Origin of the sequence: Psychrobium sp. MM17-31 (assembly GCF_022347785.1) — a bacterium.
Classification (GTDB): Bacteria; Pseudomonadota; Gammaproteobacteria; order Enterobacterales; family Psychrobiaceae; genus Psychrobium.
The window spans coordinates 57,758-77,108 of record NZ_JAKRGA010000004.1 but is presented as its reverse complement, the minus strand read 5'-3'; the positions used below and the strand labels follow the sequence as shown (position 1 = coordinate 77,108).

21 protein-coding genes are annotated in these 19,351 nt (G+C 43.6%); 12 read left to right on the top strand and 9 right to left on the bottom strand.

The window, feature by feature from the left end; translation table 11 throughout:
- Positions 1-18: 18 nt before the first annotated feature.
- Positions 19-1,953: a S9 family peptidase gene (locus tag MHM98_RS13120; RefSeq protein WP_239439800.1), complete on the bottom strand. Its 1,935-nt coding sequence runs from the start codon at positions 1,951-1,953 to the stop codon at positions 19-21.
- Between the two features lie 160 nt (positions 1,954-2,113).
- On the opposite strand from MHM98_RS13120, the gene uvrD reads away from it, so the two are divergent.
- Positions 2,114-4,285 (top strand): DNA helicase II, encoded by a 2,172-nt coding sequence (gene uvrD, locus MHM98_RS13115; protein WP_239439799.1) that lies wholly within the window; start codon positions 2,114-2,116, stop codon positions 4,283-4,285.
- Here uvrD and MHM98_RS13110 read toward each other — a convergent pair.
- Positions 4,282-5,010 (bottom strand): EAL domain-containing protein, encoded by a 729-nt coding sequence (locus MHM98_RS13110; protein WP_239439798.1) that lies wholly within the window; start codon positions 5,008-5,010, stop codon positions 4,282-4,284. The two genes, uvrD and MHM98_RS13110, sit on opposite strands and share 4 nt — an antisense overlap.
- 185 nt (positions 5,011-5,195) lie before the next feature.
- Here MHM98_RS13110 and MHM98_RS13105 point away from each other — a divergent pair, with 185 nt between their 5' ends.
- Positions 5,196-5,843 carry a glutathione S-transferase gene (locus tag MHM98_RS13105; RefSeq protein WP_239439797.1) on the top strand — a complete coding sequence of 216 codons (648 nt, stop codon included), beginning with the start codon at positions 5,196-5,198 and terminating at the stop codon, positions 5,841-5,843.
- Positions 5,844-5,849: 6 nt separating this feature from the next.
- Positions 5,850-6,545 carry a glycerophosphodiester phosphodiesterase family protein gene (locus tag MHM98_RS13100; protein WP_239439796.1) on the top strand — a complete coding sequence of 232 codons (696 nt, stop codon included), beginning with the start codon at positions 5,850-5,852 and terminating at the stop codon, positions 6,543-6,545.
- A 17-nt stretch (positions 6,546-6,562) separates the two neighbouring features.
- Here MHM98_RS13100 and rarD read toward each other — a convergent pair whose 3' ends face one another.
- Positions 6,563-7,477, bottom strand: a complete 915-nt coding sequence (rarD, locus tag MHM98_RS13095; RefSeq protein WP_239440116.1) for an EamA family transporter RarD — start codon at positions 7,475-7,477, stop codon at positions 6,563-6,565.
- Positions 7,478-7,619: 142 nt separating this feature from the next.
- Here rarD and ubiE point away from each other — a divergent pair, with 142 nt between their 5' ends.
- The 9 genes from ubiE to hemB all read left to right on the top strand — a co-directional run bounded on the left by ubiE (position 7,620) and on the right by hemB (position 15,813).
- Complete coding sequence (gene ubiE, locus MHM98_RS13090; RefSeq protein ID WP_239439795.1) at positions 7,620-8,375, top strand: bifunctional demethylmenaquinone methyltransferase/2-methoxy-6-polyprenyl-1,4-benzoquinol methylase UbiE; 756 nt, start codon at positions 7,620-7,622, stop codon at positions 8,373-8,375.
- Positions 8,376-8,383: 8 nt separating this feature from the next.
- Positions 8,384-8,992 (top strand): SCP2 sterol-binding domain-containing protein, encoded by a 609-nt coding sequence (locus MHM98_RS13085; protein ID WP_239439794.1) that lies wholly within the window; start codon positions 8,384-8,386, stop codon positions 8,990-8,992.
- Positions 8,989-10,638, top strand: coding sequence for a ubiquinone biosynthesis regulatory protein kinase UbiB (gene ubiB / locus MHM98_RS13080; RefSeq protein ID WP_239439793.1), 1,650 nt, complete (start codon positions 8,989-8,991; stop codon positions 10,636-10,638). The genes MHM98_RS13085 and ubiB overlap by 4 nt, the downstream gene beginning before the upstream one ends.
- 124 nt (positions 10,639-10,762) lie before the next feature.
- A complete protein-coding gene (gene tatA / locus MHM98_RS13075; protein WP_239439792.1) occupies positions 10,763-10,984 on the top strand; it encodes a twin-arginine translocase TatA/TatE family subunit in 222 nt (73 codons plus the stop codon).
- A gap of 6 nt (positions 10,985-10,990) precedes the next feature.
- Positions 10,991-11,350, top strand: coding sequence for a Sec-independent protein translocase protein TatB (tatB, locus tag MHM98_RS13070; RefSeq protein WP_239439791.1), 360 nt, complete (start codon positions 10,991-10,993; stop codon positions 11,348-11,350).
- Between the two features lie 2 nt (positions 11,351-11,352).
- Entirely contained in the window at positions 11,353-12,099 is a 747-nt protein-coding gene (tatC, locus tag MHM98_RS13065; protein WP_239439790.1) for a twin-arginine translocase subunit TatC, read from the top strand.
- A 5-nt stretch (positions 12,100-12,104) separates the two neighbouring features.
- On the top strand, positions 12,105-12,923 hold the full coding sequence (locus MHM98_RS13060; protein WP_239439789.1) for a TatD family hydrolase: 819 nt from the start codon (positions 12,105-12,107) through the stop codon (positions 12,921-12,923).
- A gap of 41 nt (positions 12,924-12,964) precedes the next feature.
- The gene (locus MHM98_RS13055; protein ID WP_239439788.1) at positions 12,965-14,791 is read left to right on the top strand and encodes a diguanylate cyclase; all 1,827 of its coding nucleotides are present in this window, start codon (positions 12,965-12,967) and stop codon (positions 14,789-14,791) included.
- A 14-nt stretch (positions 14,792-14,805) separates the two neighbouring features.
- Positions 14,806-15,813 (top strand): porphobilinogen synthase, encoded by a 1,008-nt coding sequence (gene hemB / locus MHM98_RS13050; protein WP_239439787.1) that lies wholly within the window; start codon positions 14,806-14,808, stop codon positions 15,811-15,813.
- Between the two features lie 109 nt (positions 15,814-15,922).
- On the opposite strand, the gene MHM98_RS13045 is transcribed toward hemB, so the two are convergent.
- From MHM98_RS13045 to rpsM, 6 genes are all read right to left on the bottom strand, one after another.
- Positions 15,923-16,300: a VOC family protein gene (locus tag MHM98_RS13045; RefSeq protein WP_239439786.1), complete on the bottom strand. Its 378-nt coding sequence runs from the start codon at positions 16,298-16,300 to the stop codon at positions 15,923-15,925.
- Positions 16,301-16,415: 115 nt separating this feature from the next.
- On the bottom strand, positions 16,416-16,808 hold the full coding sequence (gene rplQ / locus MHM98_RS13040; protein ID WP_239439785.1) for a 50S ribosomal protein L17: 393 nt from the start codon (positions 16,806-16,808) through the stop codon (positions 16,416-16,418).
- A 50-nt stretch (positions 16,809-16,858) separates the two neighbouring features.
- Positions 16,859-17,848, bottom strand: a complete 990-nt coding sequence (gene rpoA / locus MHM98_RS13035; RefSeq protein ID WP_239439784.1) for a DNA-directed RNA polymerase subunit alpha — start codon at positions 17,846-17,848, stop codon at positions 16,859-16,861.
- A 23-nt stretch (positions 17,849-17,871) separates the two neighbouring features.
- A complete protein-coding gene (rpsD, locus tag MHM98_RS13030; RefSeq protein ID WP_239439783.1) occupies positions 17,872-18,492 on the bottom strand; it encodes a 30S ribosomal protein S4 in 621 nt (206 codons plus the stop codon).
- 29 nt (positions 18,493-18,521) lie between these two features.
- Positions 18,522-18,911, bottom strand: coding sequence for a 30S ribosomal protein S11 (rpsK, locus tag MHM98_RS13025; RefSeq protein WP_101213181.1), 390 nt, complete (start codon positions 18,909-18,911; stop codon positions 18,522-18,524).
- Positions 18,912-18,923: 12 nt separating this feature from the next.
- The gene (gene rpsM / locus MHM98_RS13020) at positions 18,924-19,280 is read right to left on the bottom strand and encodes a 30S ribosomal protein S13 (RefSeq protein ID WP_239439782.1); all 357 of its coding nucleotides are present in this window, start codon (positions 19,278-19,280) and stop codon (positions 18,924-18,926) included.
- Positions 19,281-19,351 lie beyond the last annotated feature (71 nt).

Below are 19,351 nucleotides of genomic sequence, written 5' to 3'. Positions count from 1 at the left end.
ATCAATTAAATACTGAATCTATTTTAAATGCTCGTCGATAAAGTCGATCATCAAGTCCATTGCTTCTCTTCTGTTTACAGCGTCATTCAGATAATGAGTTCCAAACTTAAACAACTTGTAATCAACATCTTTCCCTGCCGCTTGTAATGCTTCATACATTTTTTCTGATTGACGATAACTCACGCGCGTATCCACTTGACCATGAATTAATAACACTGGTGCTTTAAATTTATCAGCATGGAACTGAGGAGAAATACCTTGCAAATTTTCATCATTCGGGTTTACCGCATTTTGAATGTAACTTCTCAATCCTTTTTTACGCCACATTTTAACTTGTTCTGTCATATCACCTACACCCGCAATACTGACAATACATTTAAATAAATCAGGTGTTTGATAACCAGCAGCTAAGGCCGCATAGCCACCATAACTACCACCAGCAATACAGGCATTTGTAGTGTTCGCTAATTCTTGTTCTTTTACCCAGTTAAGGCCATCGATTAAATCAGTTTGCATTTTTTTACCCCATTGCTCATAGCCACTTGTATGATAAGCATTACCATAGCCACCTGAACCACGATAATTTACTTGCAAAACCGCGTAACCTCGACTCGCAAATAATTGGACAAAGGGATTAAAATACTGCGTATCTCTTATTCCGTAGGGCCCACCGTGGGGATGAACAATCAAAGGTGGATTATTAACCCCGTTAGGCAACGTCAAATAGCCATATAATTGCATCCCATCTCTCGCTTGAAATTGAATAGGAGATACTGATGCTAGTTTTTCCTTCGCCAACCCAGGAAAAGCACCATACCATGGGACAATTTTAGGATTATTCTTATCAAACAGATAATATTGTGTAGGTTTAGTATCACTAATGGTAGATATTATGTAACGTGTTTTATCACTATTCCAATGATACAAACTAGCTTTCAAACTTTTTTTGCTAAAAATAGCAGCAACTTGCTTATTTAAAGTTTCACTAGACTTATCAAAATAAACTCGCTTTAAATAATTATCCACATAGCTGAAACCAACTACTTTTCGTTCGCCATTTTCCTCAACAAATAGGGCATCTTCAATATCATAATTTCCTGGTGCTTCACCTAATAATGAGTATTCGCCAGAAACAATATCGTAACGCCATAATGCATCTTTCCCCAGCTTATAATCGCTTTTCACAATAACGCTGTTAGTTTTAGGGTCATACAATTTTGGCGAAAAAGTTTCTGTCGTATAGCCTTCCGAAACCTTAATAAGTTTCCAATCCGATTTACTGTCTTTTCTAGTATAGAAATATCTCTTATCTGTTGTACGATCATCATCAATTCCATAGGCCATTAATACTTGACCTTTAGAATCGACATTCCAACTAGTAATCAATTTTCCATTTGGTAAATATTTTTCGTAACTACTATCACGAATATCAACTTTAAATACCGACGAATAATTATTGTCTCGAATATCATTAATAGTCACCAAGATGTGGTTTGGCTCATCTTTCAATAAACTCAATAAATTAGGAGAGTTTCTATAAAACTCTTCAGCTGTCGCCTTTCGGTGTAATCTTTTCTTCAGCTCGATTACATCTTTACCATCGAGTGAAGCAGAATAAATATGAGATGTTCTAAGCTGCAGGTTATAGGCCTTAAATGGTTGACTTACTGTAATTAGAACTCTTTGGTTATTTGCCCAGTCGATACTATCGATTCTGAACTTATCCCCCCCTAAAGCAACAATAATGCTCATTTTAGAGGGATCATTAAAAGGAATTATCGCAACTTGGGTTTTGTCTTCACTATTAACAATAGTCGCGATATTTTTACCATCTGGAGAAACCGAAGGTTGTGCGACCATCGGCATCTTATTAAATTCAGTAATTGGGATATTTTTCGCTTGAATGGGTGTAATACACAAAAGTGTAAAAATTAAGAATAGGAACTTCTGCATCCTAACTTCCTTGCCAGTAATATGAAGGGAAGAAAATTTACTAAAACACAATGTTAAAAGCAAGTTAAATTCCGAGAACGTTTGCACCAACAAGAAAGTGTATTTATATACAGTATTTGTTATAGTTGCCTCCATTGTATTTTACGGCGATTGATGGCTTATGGATGTTTCACTTTTACTTGATGGCTTAAACGAATACCAGCGTGAAGCGGTGGCGGCGAAACCGGGCAAACAGCTAGTATTAGCTGGCGCCGGTAGTGGTAAAACCCGAGTTTTGGTACATCGTATTGCATGGTTAATGCGCGTTGAGCAGCACTCTAGTTTTTCGATGTTAGCGGTAACCTTTACCAACAAAGCCGCCCGTGAGATGCGCCATCGTGTTGAGACGTTACTTGGTGATCAGCTAGGTAAAATGTGGATTGGTACTTTCCACGGTATCGCCCATCGCCTGCTGCGCATGCATTATCAAGAAGCCAAATTGCCACAAAATTTCCAAGTAATAGACTCTGATGATCAGCAACGCATGATTAAGCGCCTGTTGAAATCGCTTAATCTCGATGAAAAGAAATACCCACCGCGCCAAGTGATTTCTTACATCAATAGCCACAAAGATGAAGGTCTGCGCCCTAAACACATCGACAGTTACGGCGATCCTTACGAGCAGCGCCTTAAAGATCTTTATCAAGCCTATCAAGAAGCCTGTGATCGCGCAGGACTTGTAGATTTCGCCGAATTATTGCTTCGCGCCCACGAGTTATGGGTCGACAATCCGCAAGTACTCGCCCATTATCAGCGCCGTTTTACCAATATCTTGGTGGACGAATTCCAAGATACCAATAACATCCAATACGCGTGGGTGAAGATGTTGGCTAGTGGCAACAATAACCTGATGATTGTTGGTGATGACGACCAATCGATTTACGGTTGGCGTGGTGCTAAAGTTGAAAACCTGCAGCGTTTTCTCACCGATTTTCCGCAAGCCCAAACCATTAAGTTAGAGCAGAACTATCGCTCGACTCACAACATCCTCGACGCCGCCAATGCGGTCATTAGCAACAACCAAGAGCGTCTTGGCAAAAAGCTGTGGACGGATGGTGACAAAGGCGAAGCTATTTCAGTGTATGCCGCCTTTAACGAAATCGACGAAGCACGTTTTATTACTAACAAAATCAATGAATGGCATGAGCACGGTGGCAATCTCGAAGAAGTCGCCATTCTATATCGTAGCAACGCTCAATCGCGCGTGATTGAAGAAGCCCTGCTGGCTCACAAGCTTTCATACCGTATTTATGGCGGCCTACGTTTCTACGATCGTTTAGAAATCAAAGACACTCTGGGCTACCTACGCCTGATTGCCAATCGCGATGATGATGCAGCATTCGAACGTGTGGTAAATACTCCAGCGCGCGGTATCGGTGCGACGACACTTGAAAAGCTGCGCCATAACGCCAGACAGCAAGGCATGACGCTGTGGCAAACCAGCCAATTGTTATTGCGTGAGAAAATCTTAACCGGACGCGCTGCTAATGCTATTAAGGGCTTTATCGAGCTGGTTAATCAGCTGGAAGATGACAGCGTTGAAATGTCGCTGCGCTCGATGACAGACTTTGTTATTCAGCACACCGGATTACGCACCATGTATCTCGCCGAAAAAGGCGAACGCGGCCAAGACAGAATCGAGAACTTGGATCAGCTATTAACGGCCATGAACGATTTCATCATTCCCGATGACGCCGAAGACATGACGCCATTAAATGCATTCTTATCCCATGCCGCCCTTGAAGCGGGTGAATCACAAGCCGACGAGTACGAAGATGCCGTACAACTGATGACAATGCACAGCGCTAAGGGCCTTGAGTTCCCACTAGTATTTATCGCAGGCGTTGAGGAAGGCATGTTCCCAAGTCAGCGCACCATGGAAGAAGCTGACAAAATGGAAGAAGAGCGCCGCCTAGCTTATGTAGGCATTACTCGCGCCATGAAGAAGCTTTACATCACTCACGCCGAATCACGCCGTTTGTTTGGACAAGAGAAATTCCACAAACCATCGCGCTTCTTACGAGAAATTCCAAGCGAGCTTAAAGACGAAATTCGATTGACCACCAGCGTGTCAGCACCACAAACCGCCAATAACCGTTTTGAACAAACGCCACAGCAGTTTAATCAAACGGGCTTGGCATTGGGTCAACGAGTTAACCACACCAAGTTTGGTGATGGCATTATCGTCAACTACGAAGGCAGCGACGCCCAAGCGCGGGTTGAAGTGAGCTTTGACGACGGCGAAAGTCGCTGGCTAATGGTGGCTTACGCACGCTTGGAAGTGTTGAGTTAACCTCGAACACTTATAAACTGCGTCTTAAATAGAAACCCCTGCACAAAATCCACCCCAATCGATTTGGCAAATGCTAAATCGGTTGGCGTTTCTATCCCTTCTAAAATCACTTTTTTATCAGTACTCTTGGCATAACTAATTAGCGCCTCAACAAGCTTCATAAACACTGGGTTGTGTTGGTTATTTACCACCAAACGATCGAATTTAATGAAGTCAACTTCTTCCAGAACCCGTGTCGATAACATTGAGTGCTCATTACAAACATCATCGATAGCGGTTTTAATCTTATGATTGGCCATTTCGACAATCATTTGCAAACTCATTTTGGCGTCATTGATTTCAGAATTTTCAATCAACTCAACAACTAGCGGCCCATTAAAATCCCTAAACAGCGCCAAATAAGCATTGTCATGCTCTGTGCTATTACCACCAGCAAAATAAGAATCCTGATCTAAGTTTACGAATAACAGCTTGTCTTTAGGGGCGTGTGCCAACTGCAGTTTCTTCTGCGCCAGCTCTACTTGATGCAAAGTAAATGGGCTATCGTGAAGCGTGGCGTATACCAAATCGGGTGGAATACGCTGTTCATTGTGATAAAAGCGAGAGAGCGCTTCATATCCCATGATCGTCTGTCCATCGACCGAAATAATCGGCTGATATTCAACGCCGTAACTTTTCTGCTCGATAATACTCAATAAAGAATCTAATGAAATGTTTGCGTCCAATTCGAAAAACTATCCATAAAAAAGTATTAGATGAGATTATTGTGAATTATTCTCGTTCTCATATCAATCGCTATTAGTCGAATAATCAAATAATTACATCCAGTTAACATTCGCCTCATATTCTCTAGTCTGACAGGGAACAATTGATATAAACTTACGCTGCGTTCAATTTCTCAGATCTTATTATGCAATCACATCCAATCTTATACAGTTTTCGCCGTTGTCCTTATGCTATGCGTGCTCGAATGGCACTTGCGTTAAACGATGTCAGCGTAGAAATTCGCGAACTCATATTAAAAAATAAGCCCGCAGAAATGCTTGCCGCCTCACCAAAAGGCACAGTTCCCGTATTAATAGATACGAGCGGCCAAGTTATCGAAGAAAGCTTAGAAGTGATGGATTACGCAGTTACTCACGGCTCGAACCCGACGCTAACAGTACCAAGCAGCGATGAACTCGCGCTAATTGATAGCAACGACAATGTGTTTAAAAAAGCCTTAGATAAATACAAATATTTCGACCGTTTTCCTGAACTCACACAAGCCGATTACCGCCAGCAAGGCGAGGCCTTTTTACAACAGTTAGAACAGCGACTTACAAAGAGTACTTATTTATTTGGCGATAACATGCGCTATGGCGATATTGCGATTTTTCCTTTCGTGCGCCAATTCGCTCATGTCGACAAAGCATGGTTTGATAGTGCTCACTACCCTCACCTTAAACCGTGGTTAGAAGGCTTCTTATCATCAGCCCCTTTTGCCAATGTGATGAAGAAAATCCCATGCTGGCAAACTGGCGATGCGCCAACTTATTTTCCTTTTAACGAGGAGTAACTAAAAATGCTCTGTATTGGTCATCGCGGCGCCCGTGGTTATGCGCCAGAAAACACACTGGAATCGATAGAAATTGCTCTTACTCAAGGCGCTAAATGGATTGAGATAGATATTCGCCAGCATAGCGGTGAGTTAGTGGTAATTCACGACAAATACCTAGAGCGCACCACCAATGGCCAAGGACATATTTATCAACACGATCTAAGCCAATTACGCGATTTTCAATCGTCAAATTTGCAAGGCATTCCACTACTGAGTGAAGTCATCGAACAGGTTAATCGTCGTGCGGTAATTAATATCGAACTTAAAGATCGCGCCAGCGCGCTGCCAACTATTAAACTCATTGAATACTTCATTGAGCGTGGCTGGCACTATGACGATTTCTTGGTCTCTAGCTTCTATCATCACGCACTGCGCGACATCAAAGAAACTCAACCACTCATTAAAACAGGCGCCCTTTGTGCCAGCGTAATGATAGATTACGCTAAATTCGCCCAAGATTTAGGAGCGTGGTCAATCAACTTGTGTAGTGAGTCCGTCAATCAAGAAATCATCGACGACGCACACCAGCGCGGCTTAAAAGTACTGATTTATACCGTTAACGATCCAAGGCTATTTAGTGAGTTTGAAGCCATGGGCGCTGACGGTGTTTTTACCGACTATCCACAGCGTTTTTTTGAGTGGCAAGCGCAAAAGAAATAGCACGTACTGACAGCTAACTAACACTCGTTAGCTGCAGCCTTTCTCAGTTTTCTCGCCTTCACTCCAGCTTGAACGCTGTCAAAGGTATAAACCACTAACGCCAGCCAAATTAAACCGAAGGTCAAAGCTTTTTGCAGCTCGAACGCTTCGCCGTAATAAAACACCGCGAGCAGTAACATTAAACTTGGCCCGATGTATTGGATAAAGCCTAAGGTTGATAGCGGAATTCTAATAGCAGCCGCCGAAAACGATAACAGTGGTAAAGTAGTCACGATACCAGCAGAGACAATTAGCGCGATAAAGGCCCAGTCGCCATCGATAAATGACAGCGAGCTACTGTCGATAAGCAATAAGTAAATCAATGCGAACGGCAGCAAGAATAAGGTTTCGACGAATAAACCACTGATGGCATCAATATTAATCTTCTTACGCATTAAGCCATAGACACCAAACGAACTGGCCAGTGCCAGTGAAATCCAAGGAATAGCGCCAAAGGCAATCACTTCCACCATCACCGCCGCAAAGGCAATCGCAACAGCCGTCCACTGCAACTTACGTAAACGCTCTCCTAAGAACACAGTCCCTAACAAGACGTTAAGCAATGGATTGATGTAATACCCCAAAGACGCATCCAGCATATGATCGTTATTTACTGCCCAGATAAACAGTAGCCAGTTAAAGGCAATAAGCAGTGAGGTAGCACCGAGTAAGACGAGTTTTTTCGGATCTTTAAACAGTTTCTTAAGCTTGCCAAACCCCGTTACCAGCATGATGATTAACAAGATAAAGGCAAATGACCAAACCACCCGATGCAGCAGAATATCGACGGCGCCGATTCCGTCTAATGCTTTAAAATAGATTGGTGCCAAACCCCACATAAAATAGGCGGCAAATGCAAAGAATAATCCTTGCTTAAATTGGTCGTTTTGCACGGCGATAAACTCATGGCAATAGAATGGCGCAGATTGTAGGCGCATTATGTGCTGAAAGCTACGGAATTTTCTCATTTTGAGTGTTTCGTAAGCCGTGGCGTTGGAGTACACTAACGCCTAAATTATTTTATGAGTAAACACCATGAGTCAAAACGCTAACGACACCACGCACTTTGGTTATGAGCAAGTAAAAACATCTGAAAAACAAGCTAAAGTTGCCGATGTTTTCCATTCAGTTGCCGCCAAGTACGACATCATGAACGACTTAATGTCATTTGGTGTTCACCGTTTATGGAAGCGTTTTGCTATCGACTGTTCTGGCGTGCGCCCAGGACAAAAAGTGCTAGATTTAGCCGGTGGTACTGGTGACTTAACCGCGAAGTTTTCACGCATTGTTGGCGACAAAGGCCAAGTGATCCTAGCCGATATTAACGACTCGATGCTTAAAGTTGGTCGCGATAAACTACGCGATTTAGGCGTGGTTTCTAACGTTGAATACGTGCAAGCCAATGCGCAAGCGCTGCCATTTCCTGACAATACCTTTGATTTAATCACCATTGCTTTTGGTTTGCGTAACGTTACTGATAAAGACGAAGCGCTACGCTCGATGTACCGTGTGTTAAAACCGGGTGGCCGTTTATTGGTATTAGAGTTCTCTAAACCAAGTAATGAATTACTTTCAAAAGCCTACGATATGTACAGCTTCAACTTGCTACCAACCATGGGTAAAGTTGTTGCTAACGACAGCGAAAGTTATAAATACCTCGCCGAATCAATTCGCATGCATCCTGATCAAGATACCCTCAAGGGAATGATGGAAAATGCAGGCTTCGAACAAGCACAATATTACAACCTCACTGGTGGTATTGTTGCCTTGCACCGCGGTTACAAATTCTAGGAAAGTCTATGCCATTATCTAGCCTAATTTGCGCAGGCGTCGAAGCGTCCATTAATAAATTACTAACGCTTGACGAAAAGAGTGCCCTGCGCAAAAAAGCGCTGCTAGGACAAACTATTGGGCTAGATATTAGCGAACTAAAACAGCCGCTATTTTTTCACTTTACCACCAGCGATGTCGAAGTCTTAGGGCAATACGAAGGTGACATTGCCGCCCAACTATCGTTAAATTTTAGCGCCCTGTTGGAATTGAAAAATAGTGGCAACATTAGCGAACTTATCAAAGACGATAAACTAGTTATCCAAGGCGATATCAAGGCTCTACAAGCTTTCGCCGACTTACTCACCAAACTCGATATCGACTGGCAAGAACACCTATCACACTACGTCGGCGACGTAATGGCTTATCGCACGGGCCAAGGCCTTAAAAATGCCGGACAAACCTTTGCTAAACACAGTCAACGTATTAAAAATAATGTCAGTGATTACTTAGTTCACGAAGGCGATATTTTAGTTGGAAAACTCGAATTTATTCACTTTAGTGACCAAGTAGAACAACTTGGCCACGATATCGAAAAAATCTCAGCACAAATCGCAGCATTAAAGGATCGTGCATGACACTCAACAGCCTGCGCCGCTTTTACACCATCAACAAACAGTTCCTGCAATATGGCCTCGACGAATTTATGCCATGGCACTTGCTACCATGGTACGTAAAGTTTGGCCGTCACTGTTTCTTTTGGTTGCGCAATAAACACAAAGATAAATCACAAGCTGAACGCCTGCGTTTGTGCCTAGAAGCCTTAGGTCCGGTGTATATAAAATTTGGGCAAATGCTGTCGACGCGTCGTGACTTGCTATCAGATGAACTAGCGAAAGAGCTAGGACGACTGCAAGACAATGTGCCGCCATTCGAGTCTAAAGCGGCGATGGCACTAATTAGCGAGAATTTACAGTGTCCCATCGATGAAGTGTTTGATGACTTTGAGGAAAAGCCTCTTGCTAGCGCTTCTATCGCGCAGGTACATTGCGCCATCCTCAAGAGCAATGGCCAACAAGTGGTCGTTAAAGTAATTCGTCCTAATATAGCTTCTATTATCGAAAGCGACACCGACTTAATGCTTACCTTTGCGACCTTGCTAACGAAAGTTCTGCCAAAACAAAGCGCCCGCCTCCGTCCAGTCGAAGTCGTCAAAGAATATCGCCGCACCATTTTAAACGAGCTCAACCTGTCCAAAGAGCTTGCTAATACTCAAACGCTGCGTAATAACTTTATAGACTCTGAAGCCCTATATATTCCAGAGACTTACAGCGATTACTGTTTTGACAATATGCTGGTGATGGAGCGCATCTTCGGCATTCCAGTGGCAGATATAGCACAGCTCAATGCGCAAAACACCAATATGCAATTGCTGGCGGAGCGCGGCGTAGAAGTATTTTTCACACAAGTTTTCCGCGATAGTTTCTTCCATGCAGATATGCACCCAGGCAACATTTTTGTTTCGCGTGAAAATCCACAAAATCCACAATACATCGGTATCGATTGTGGCATCGTCGGCACGCTTAACAAAGAAGATCAACGCTATTTAGCCGAAAACTTTGTTGCATTCTTCAATAGCGATTATCGCAAAGTAGCCACCTTACACGTCGATTCGGGTTGGGTGCCAAGTGACACCAATGTCGATGAATTCGAGTTTGCGATCCGTCAGGTACTCGAACCACTATTTGCCAAACCGCTGGCCGAAATTAGCTTTGGTCATGTGCTAGTCAGCCTGTTTGACACGGCGCGTCAATTTAATATGCAGGTACAGCCTCAGTTAGTACTACTGCAAAAGACCCTACTCTATATCGAAGGCTTAGGACGTCAGCTCTATCCAGAGCTCGATCTGTGGAAAACCGCCAAGCCCTTCTTAGAGAACTGGATTAAGGAACAAATGGGCGCTAAAGCCCTTTACCAATCGGTAAAAAGCAATGCACCATTCTGGGTTGAAAAAATGCCAGAGCTGCCAAATTTGGTATACGACAACCTTAAGCGAAGCCAAAAAGAACAAGCCATTTGGCAGCAAAATCAGCAACGATTACTGCGCAACCAGCAATTGGCGCAGCGCAGCCAGTTTTGGCAAATTCTTGCTGCCACCAGCGGCATTAGCGCAACCTTGCTTTATGTCAATCAAGGAATAGAGCTTCCCTGTATAATCAGCGGTGGATTGAGTCTGTTTTGTTGGATCAAAGCGTGGCATAGTAAAGACCGATATCTCAATTAATACCAATTGGACAAGGTAGTATTTGTGGTACTGGCTAAATTTTTATAAAGTTCAGCTATACAGTTCGCGTAAAACGCGAGTAAAATGTCAAAGTGACAATTTATTATAATTATTCGGAGACACCATGGGAAACATTGGTATTTGGCAATTGTTAATTGTTGCCGTTTTAGTGCTTTTAATTTTTGGCAGCAAGAAACTGCGTAATCTAGGTGGCGATCTAGGTTCTTCAGTGAAAGGCTTCAAAAAAGCCATGCAAGAAGACGACGCTAAGAAAACAGAATCTCTAGACGTAAAAGAGTCTAGCGAACAAGAGCCAGCAAAAGCTAAAGACAAAGAACAGGTTTAATAGTCGATGTTCGATATTGGGTTATGGGAGCTTATTCTCATCGGTATTATAGGATTAGTTGTCCTTGGCCCAGAGCGCTTACCTACCGCTGTCAGAACCGTCAGCGGCTGGATAAGAACTATGCGCCGTTTAGCGCAAAATGTTAAGAATGAATTAGAGCAAGAGCTAGAAATTGAAAAGCTGCACAGCGATTTAAAGAAAGCCGAAAGCATCAATCAAGACATCAACAGCAAAGACATTCCCGACGAACTCAAAGAGTCAATCGCTACATTGCAACAAGCAGCACAAGATGTAAATCAACCGTATAACGGCGATACTAAATCGTCAGAACCTGCGGTAGATACCACCAAGACCACTAAAGAATAGCCATGTCATCAATGCAACAACCACTCATTAGTCATCTAATTGAATTGCGCAATGGCTTACTCAAAGCTGTGGCGAGTATTTTGGTGATATTCTTCTGCTTGGTATATTTTGCCAACGACATTTACGCCTATGTCGCGCAGCCTCTGAAAGACAGCCTGCCAGAAGGCACTACCATGATAGCAACTGGCGTGACATCATCGTTTTTTGCGCCATTTAAGCTAACAATGATGTTGTCATTTTTCTTGGCAATTCCCTTTGTACTGCATCAAATCTGGGCCTTTATTGCCCCTGCGCTTTACAAACACGAAAAGCGCATTGTGTTGCCGATGTTACTATCGAGCACTATCTTGTTTTACGCGGGCATTGCCTTTGCGTATTTCCTTGTGTTCCCAGTGATCTTTGGCTTCTTTACCAGCGTTGCACCTGATGAGGTGACTATTGCTACCGATATCGAAAGCTATCTCAACTTCGTGCTCAAATTATTCTTCGCCTTTGGTTTTGCCTTTGAGATCCCAATTGCAATTATTCTGCTGTGTTGGGCTGGTGTAACCTCACCGCAAAAATTACGTGAAAAACGCCCTTATGTCGTCGTAGGCGCTTTCGTCATCGGCATGTTGTTAACGCCGCCAGACATTATTTCCCAATCAATGCTCGCCATTCCCATGCTGCTTCTTTACGAAGTCGGCATTGTAGTCGCCTCCCTCTATCGCGGCCGTGAGGATGAGCAAGACGAACAAAGCGAGGCATAGCGAACATGGCATCACAGTCTATGGCACCACTTTTTGATATTGCCGTTAATTTTGGTGCCAGCCCTTTGCGCGACAAAACACAGGAAATTGTCGAACAAGCAATAACTGCAGATGTAGACAAAATGCTTGCGCTAGGCTGTAGCATCGAGGGCAGTTTAGAAGCATTAAAATTTGCTCAAGACTACCCCAATACAATCTACGCTACCGCTGGCATTCATCCACACGATGCTAAAACCTTTGACGATAACAGCATTAATACCCTAACAGAATTAGCGTCGAGACCAGAAATTGTCGCCTTGGGTGAATGCGGGTTAGATTTTAATCGTGATTTCTCACCACGTGATCAACAACGTGCCGCATTTGACGCCCAGCTTCAACTAGCCGTTGAACTACAAATGCCGGTGGTTATGCACCAAAGAGATGCCCACGACGCCTTTATGGAAATATTGAGTAAATACCGCAGCCAACTGCCACAAGTTGTCGTCCATTGTTTTACAGGTTCACACCAAGAGTTATTGGATTATATCGAACTCGATTGCCATATTGGCATCACAGGTTGGATTTGCGATGAGCGCCGTGGCTTGCACTTGCTTGAAAGCGTACCGTCAATTCCCGATAACAGGTTGCTTTTGGAAACAGACTCACCGTACTTAATGCCGCGAAACATTAAGCCCAAACCTAAGTCTCGCAACAATAGACCTGCAAACCTCTATCACATCGCCGATACCGTTGCGGCAGCGCGTAATCAAGCTGTCGCATTGTTACGAGAAAATTGCTATAACAACAGCCTAGCCTTTTTCAATTTAAGTAAGGGAACACTATGATTACCGCGTTAATGCGCATTATTATATTATGTGTTCTTTTGATGCCTCAATTAGTACTTGCAAAAGACAATTTGCGTATCAACCTCGATAATGTTCCAGTTCAATACTACGCTAGCGACAATCGCGAGCTTAGCTTTATACAAGTAAAGCGACTAGCTCCAGAACAATGGCTCAGTGCTGAGCAATTTACGCCATATGGTTTAATAGAGCGACATTATTGGCTAAAACTATCTGTCGAGCTACCGCCGCATAGCCAATCACAGCCCCTATATCTAGAAATAGACAACCCTTTAGTTGATCGATTGGACATCTATATAGTTAAAGAGGACAGCGTTAAAAGTTACATTGCGGGAGATTCTGTAGCAACAAATCTACGCCCGATTGCAACACCAACGATGTTCTTCCCGCTGCCAAAAACACAAGGCAGCTCAATAGAGGTTTATATAAAATATCAAGATGAAGCGGCTTCAGTCATTCCGTTAGCGATTACCAACAGCACAGAAAGCTTTGAAAGTGTACATAATCACGGCGTATTTACGGGCATAATTTGTGGCGTCATTCTAATAATGATACTTGCCACCATTAGTTTGCATTACCGAGAGAAGCAACCAGTTTATCTATATTTCCTCGGTTTCATGCTGTTTGGTGGCTTAAGTATCTTATCGCTAGAAGGCATCGGGTCGATTTTTCTATGGGGAAATTTACCGTGGATTCAAAATTTAATTATGCCACCGTTGTTTCTACTTACGGCATGGTGTGCGATTAAGCTAACTAAGTACCTAGCATCGGTCGCTTTAGCCGAATACTCAAACTACAACAAAACGTTCAAATGGTTAGCTCACTCGATATTGATCTGTTCAGCAATTCTATTTGCACTTCCAACGTTCATCGCAGTTATCATTTCAGTTGTATTGCTTATCGCAGTTTTATTATTAATGCTGAGCTTATTGGCGATATTGCATCGTAAAACTAAGGACATTCATCCTTTACTTCTGGGTGCTTGGTTTGCGTTTATAGTTTCTTTGCTATTAAAAGCTTCATATTATTCTGGGCTTATTTCGATGCCGACCATCGTCATCTCCTTGGCGTCAGGAGTCTATAGCCTGCAATTTATTCTATGGGGCGCATTAGTTCTGCGTGCTCTAATACAACAAAAAGAACAGGCCTATGACAAACAAGCCTTTGCGTTAGAAGAGTGCCAAGAACAACTCGAACAAGCGCGCTATGAGCTAGAGCAACACGAAGAAGATCAACAAACAATGGAAGCCATTGTTGACGAACGAACATTCGAGCTCAATGTAACCTTGCGTGAGCTGCAGGAAACCAATCGCCAACTGGAAGAGCAAGCCACCAATGACGCATTAACTGGTGTTAAAAATCGTAAGTTCTTTGATCAACGCTTACTCGCCGAATACCGCCTTAGTCGTCGTCAACAAACGCCGTTATCATTACTATTGCTAGATGCCGATAAATTCAAACTAGTTAATGACACCCATGGCCATTTAGCAGGTGACCAAGTACTAATTAAAATTGCCCAAATAGCGAGCCGCATACTCAAACGACCTAATGACTATGTCTGCCGTTATGGTGGTGAAGAGTTTGCAATATTGCTATCTAATACCGACCAAACGGGCGCATGTAAGGTCGCAGAGGTCATTCGCCAAAAAATTGCCGACACCGTGATAAAAACCGAAGCCATCGATTTACAAGTTACCGTAAGTATCGGTGTTTCAACGTTATTCATAGATGCTCAAACAGGCGATAGCCAGCTCTTTGAGCAAGCTGACCAAGCGCTCTATCACGCAAAAGAATCAGGTCGAAACAACATTAAAACATTCCAAGAGTTTCAAGACTCAGTTAACCAATAAAGAAAAGGGTTAGTATGAACATTATCAACAGTGCTTATCCAAAGCGCCGCATGCGCCGCTTGCGCAAACATGATTTTAGCCGCCGCCTTATGGCGGAAAATACGCTGAGCGTAGATGATCTTATTTACCCGATGTTCGTGGTTGAAGGTAAAAATCGCACCGAGGCGGTAGAATCAATGCCGGGTGTAAATCGCTTGTCTATCGATTTACTGGTTAAAGAAGCACAAGAATTGGTAGAACTTGGTGTACCAGCCATCGCCCTTTTCCCGGTAACGCCGCAAACGCATAAAACCTTAAACGCCGAAGAAGCCTACAATCCACAAGGGCTAGCGCAAAAAGCAGTTCGTGCCATCAAAGAAGTTTGTCCGGAGCTAGGCGTGATCACTGATGTTGCACTTGATCCTTTTACCACTCACGGTCAAGACGGCATTATCGACGACGACGGCTACGTCCTAAACGATATCACGACAGAAGTGTTAGTAAAGCAAGCTCTATCTCACGCAGAAGCGGGCGCAGACATGGTTGCACCATCAGATATGATGGATGGTCGCATCGGCGCCATTCGTGATGCACTAGAAGCAGCTGGCCACGTAAACACACAAATTATGGCTTACTCGGCCAAATACGCTAGCGCCTACTATGGGCCATTTAGAGACGCTGTAGGCTCTGCTAGCAACCTTAAAGGCGGTAACAAGAAGAATTACCAGATGGACCCTGCTAACTCAGATGAAGCCATGCATGAAATTGCATTAGACATCAGCGAAGGCGCCGATACTGTGATGGTAAAACCAGGCATGCCTTATTTAGATATTGTACGCCGCGTTAAAACTGAATTTGGTGTGCCGACGTTTGCTTATCAAGTCAGTGGTGAATACGCGATGCACAAAGCCGCAGCACAAAATGGCTGGCTCAATGAGAAAGAAGTCGCGATGGAATCATTATTATGCTTTAAACGCGCCGGAGCAGACGGTATTTTAACGTATTACGCTAAAGACGTAGCAATGTGGCTTAAAGAGGGTTAAGTCTCTTTAAATAGCCTATACAAGCCAATAAAAAAGCCGCCCCTAATGCATTGAACTCTTTTGCAATAGCGGGCGGCTTTTTCGTCTTAAATTTTTATCTCAGCGGTAGCTACATCGCCATATGAAAGGCGTTCAATTTATTGCCGTCCAAATCTCGGAAGTAACCAGCATAAAAGCCCGGCATATCGTCACGAGGGCCAGCTTTCCCCTCACAGGTTGCACCTAACTCAATAGCCTTGTTATAAAATGCATCGACCTGCTCTGGAGAGTCCATCACTAGCGCAACCATTACCCCGTTACCGACCGTAGCGGCTTCACCGTTAAACGGCTTAGTTACAGAGACACCTGGTTTATCGGGCGAAGGTGCCCAAGCCACAAATTGGTCTGTTTCTAAAAAACGTCCCGCGCCAATAGTGGCAAAAAGCTCATCGTAAAAGGCGACGGCTTTGGCTAAATCATTTGTACCTAAGGTTACGTATCCAATCATTGTCTTGCTCCGTGAGTATGAGAAGTTTAAGCAACTTAACACAAATTTCGGGCATAAAAAAACCCGGCTATAAAGCCGGGTTTTTAGAGATTAGATATCATCTAATCAGAAGAAATTAATCTTCTGCAGACTCTTCTTCTTTCTCAACTACTGGGCGGTTAACTAGCTCAATGTATGCCATTGGAGCATTGTCACCTGCACGGAAGCCGCACTTAAGAATACGAGTATAACCGCCTGGGCGATCTTCATAACGTTTGCCTAAGTCTGTAAATAATTTACCTACAACCGCTTTATCACGTGTGCGGGCAAATGCTAAACGACGGTTAGCAACGCTGTCACTCTTAGCGAGTGTGATTAATGGTTCAACTACGCGACGCAGTTCTTTTGCTTTTGGCAAAGTTGTTTTAATAACTTCGTTTTCTAGCAAAGATACCGCCATGTTACGAAACATAGCTTGACGGTGACTGCTGTTACGGTTCAGTTGACGTCCACTCTTACGATGGCGCATGACCTTATCCTTTTAACTAAATCTTGTTCGACAATTAACTAGACTGCTGATTATAGCGCGTCAGCGATACTAGCCGGTGGCCAGTTTTCTAAACGCATACCTAAAGACAGACCGCGTGAAGCCAAGACGTCTTTAATTTCAGTAAGCGATTTCTTACCAAGGTTAGGAGTTTTTAACAACTCAACTTCGGTACGCTGTACTAAATCACCAATGTAGTGAATAGCTTCGGCTTTCAGACAGTTAGCCGAACGAACTGTGAGTTCAAGATCGTCTACAGGACGCAGCAGGATCGGATCGAACTCTGGTTTCTCTTCTTTCTCTTCAACTTCTGTTACATCGCGTAAATCTACGAATGCATCTAGTTGCTCAGCAAGGATCGTTGAAGCGCGACGAATCGCTTCTTCAGGATCTAGAGTACCATTGGTTGTCATATCGATAACTAACTTATCTAAGTCAGTACGTTGTTCTACACGAGCAGCTTCAACGTTGTATGCGATACGAACAACTGGGCTATAAGAAGCATCAACTAGAAGACGACCAATTGGACGCTCTTCGTCTTCGTCAGTTTGACGAGCTGTTGCTGGCTCATAACCACGACCCATTTCAACCTTAATGCGCATGTTAACTTCACCATCTTCAGAAAGATGACAAATTACATGCTCAGGGTTTGCGATTTCAACATCACCGTCGTGGGTGATGTCACCTGCCGTCACAGGGCCTGCTCCACTCTTCGTGAGTGTCAACATAGCTTCAGTTTTACCTTCCAACTTAACTGATAAACCTTTTAGGTTTAGTAAGATTTCCAGTACGTCTTCTTGAACACCTTCTTTCGAAGAGTACTCGTGAAGTACGCCGTCAATCTCAACTTCAGTTACGGCACAACCAGGCATTGACGATAATAAAATGCGACGTAGCGCATTACCTAGTGTATGACCAAATCCACGCTCTAATGGCTCTAAAATAACCTTTGAGCGTGTAGCACTGACTTGCTCGATATCGACAAGTCGTGGCTTTAGAAATTCTGTAACAGAACCCTGCATTGTGTCCTCTCTTATTATTAGCTCTACTTAGAGTAAAGCTCGACGATCAGCTGTTCATTGATTTCCGCAGACAAATCACTGCGCTCTGGAAGGCGTTTGAAAGTACCTTCGAACTTAGTGGTGTCAACTTCTACCCAAGCGCTTGGCTCGCGTTGTGCGGCCAACTCTAAAGAAGCGGCAATACGAGCTTGCTTCTTAGATTTTTCGCGAACGCTGATAACGTCGCTAGGCTTAACGTTATACGACGGAATGTTTACTACTTTACCGTTAACCATGATAGCTTTGTGGCTTACTAACTGACGTGCTTCAGCACGAGTTGAGCCAAAGCCCATGCGGTAAACAACGTTATCCAGACGGCCTTCAAGGATAACTAGTAGGTTTTCACCTGTGTTACCTTTTAGACGTGCTGCATCTTTATAGTAATTACGGAATTGCTTTTCTAATACACCGTACATACGACGTACTTTTTGCTTTTCACGTAATTGAATACCGTACTCTGATAAACGAGTTCTGCGCGCACCGTGAACACCAGGAACTTGCTCGATGTTACACTTAGAATCAATTGCGCGAACGCCGCTTTTCAAGAAAAGGTCAGTACCTTCTCGACGGCTTAGTTTGAGTTTTGGACCCAAATATCTTGCCATGTTCTTTCTCCTACTGGCCTAAGAATGTCTTAAACGCGACGTTTCTTAGGTGGACGACAACCATTGTGCGGGATAGGAGTAACATCAGTGATGTTAGTGATCTTGTAACCCACAGCGTTTAATGCGCGGATTGCAGACTCACGGCCTGGTCCCGGACCTTTTACGAATACTTCAATGTTCTTTAAACCGTATTCTTTCGCAGCTTCACCAGCGCGCTCAGCAGCAACCTGTGCAGCGAACGGGGTAGATTTACGAGAACCACGGAAGCCAGAACCACCAGAAGTTGCCCATGAAAGAGCGTTACCTTGGCGATCAGTCAACGTAATGATTGTGTTGTTGAAAGAAGCATGGATGTGTGCCATGCCGTCTGCGACTTGCTTGCGTACGCGCTTACGAGAACGTGATGGAGTTTTAGCCATTATTTATCCCGCCTACTTCTTAATTGGTTTACGAGGACCTTTACGAGTACGAGCGTTCGTTTTAGTACGCTGTCCACGTAGAGGCAAGCTCTTACGATGACGCAGACCGCGGTTACAACCGAGATCCATTAGTCGTTTAATGTTCATAGATACTTCACGACGTAGGTCACCTTCAACAGTGAACTCACCTACAGCGTTACGTAGTGTATCTAATTGTGTTTCGTCTAATTCCTTGATCTTCACATCTTCAGCAATACCCGTAGATGCACAGATAGCCTGTGCGCGAGTAAGACCGATGCCGTAAATCGACGTCAGTGCAATTACTGTATGCTTATGATCAGGAATGTTAATGCCAGCGATACGGGCCACTATAGCACTCCTTAAGTTAATGGGCTGGGGTCGAAAAGCCCGTTAGGATACTCGAACCCCTGCCAGTTTGC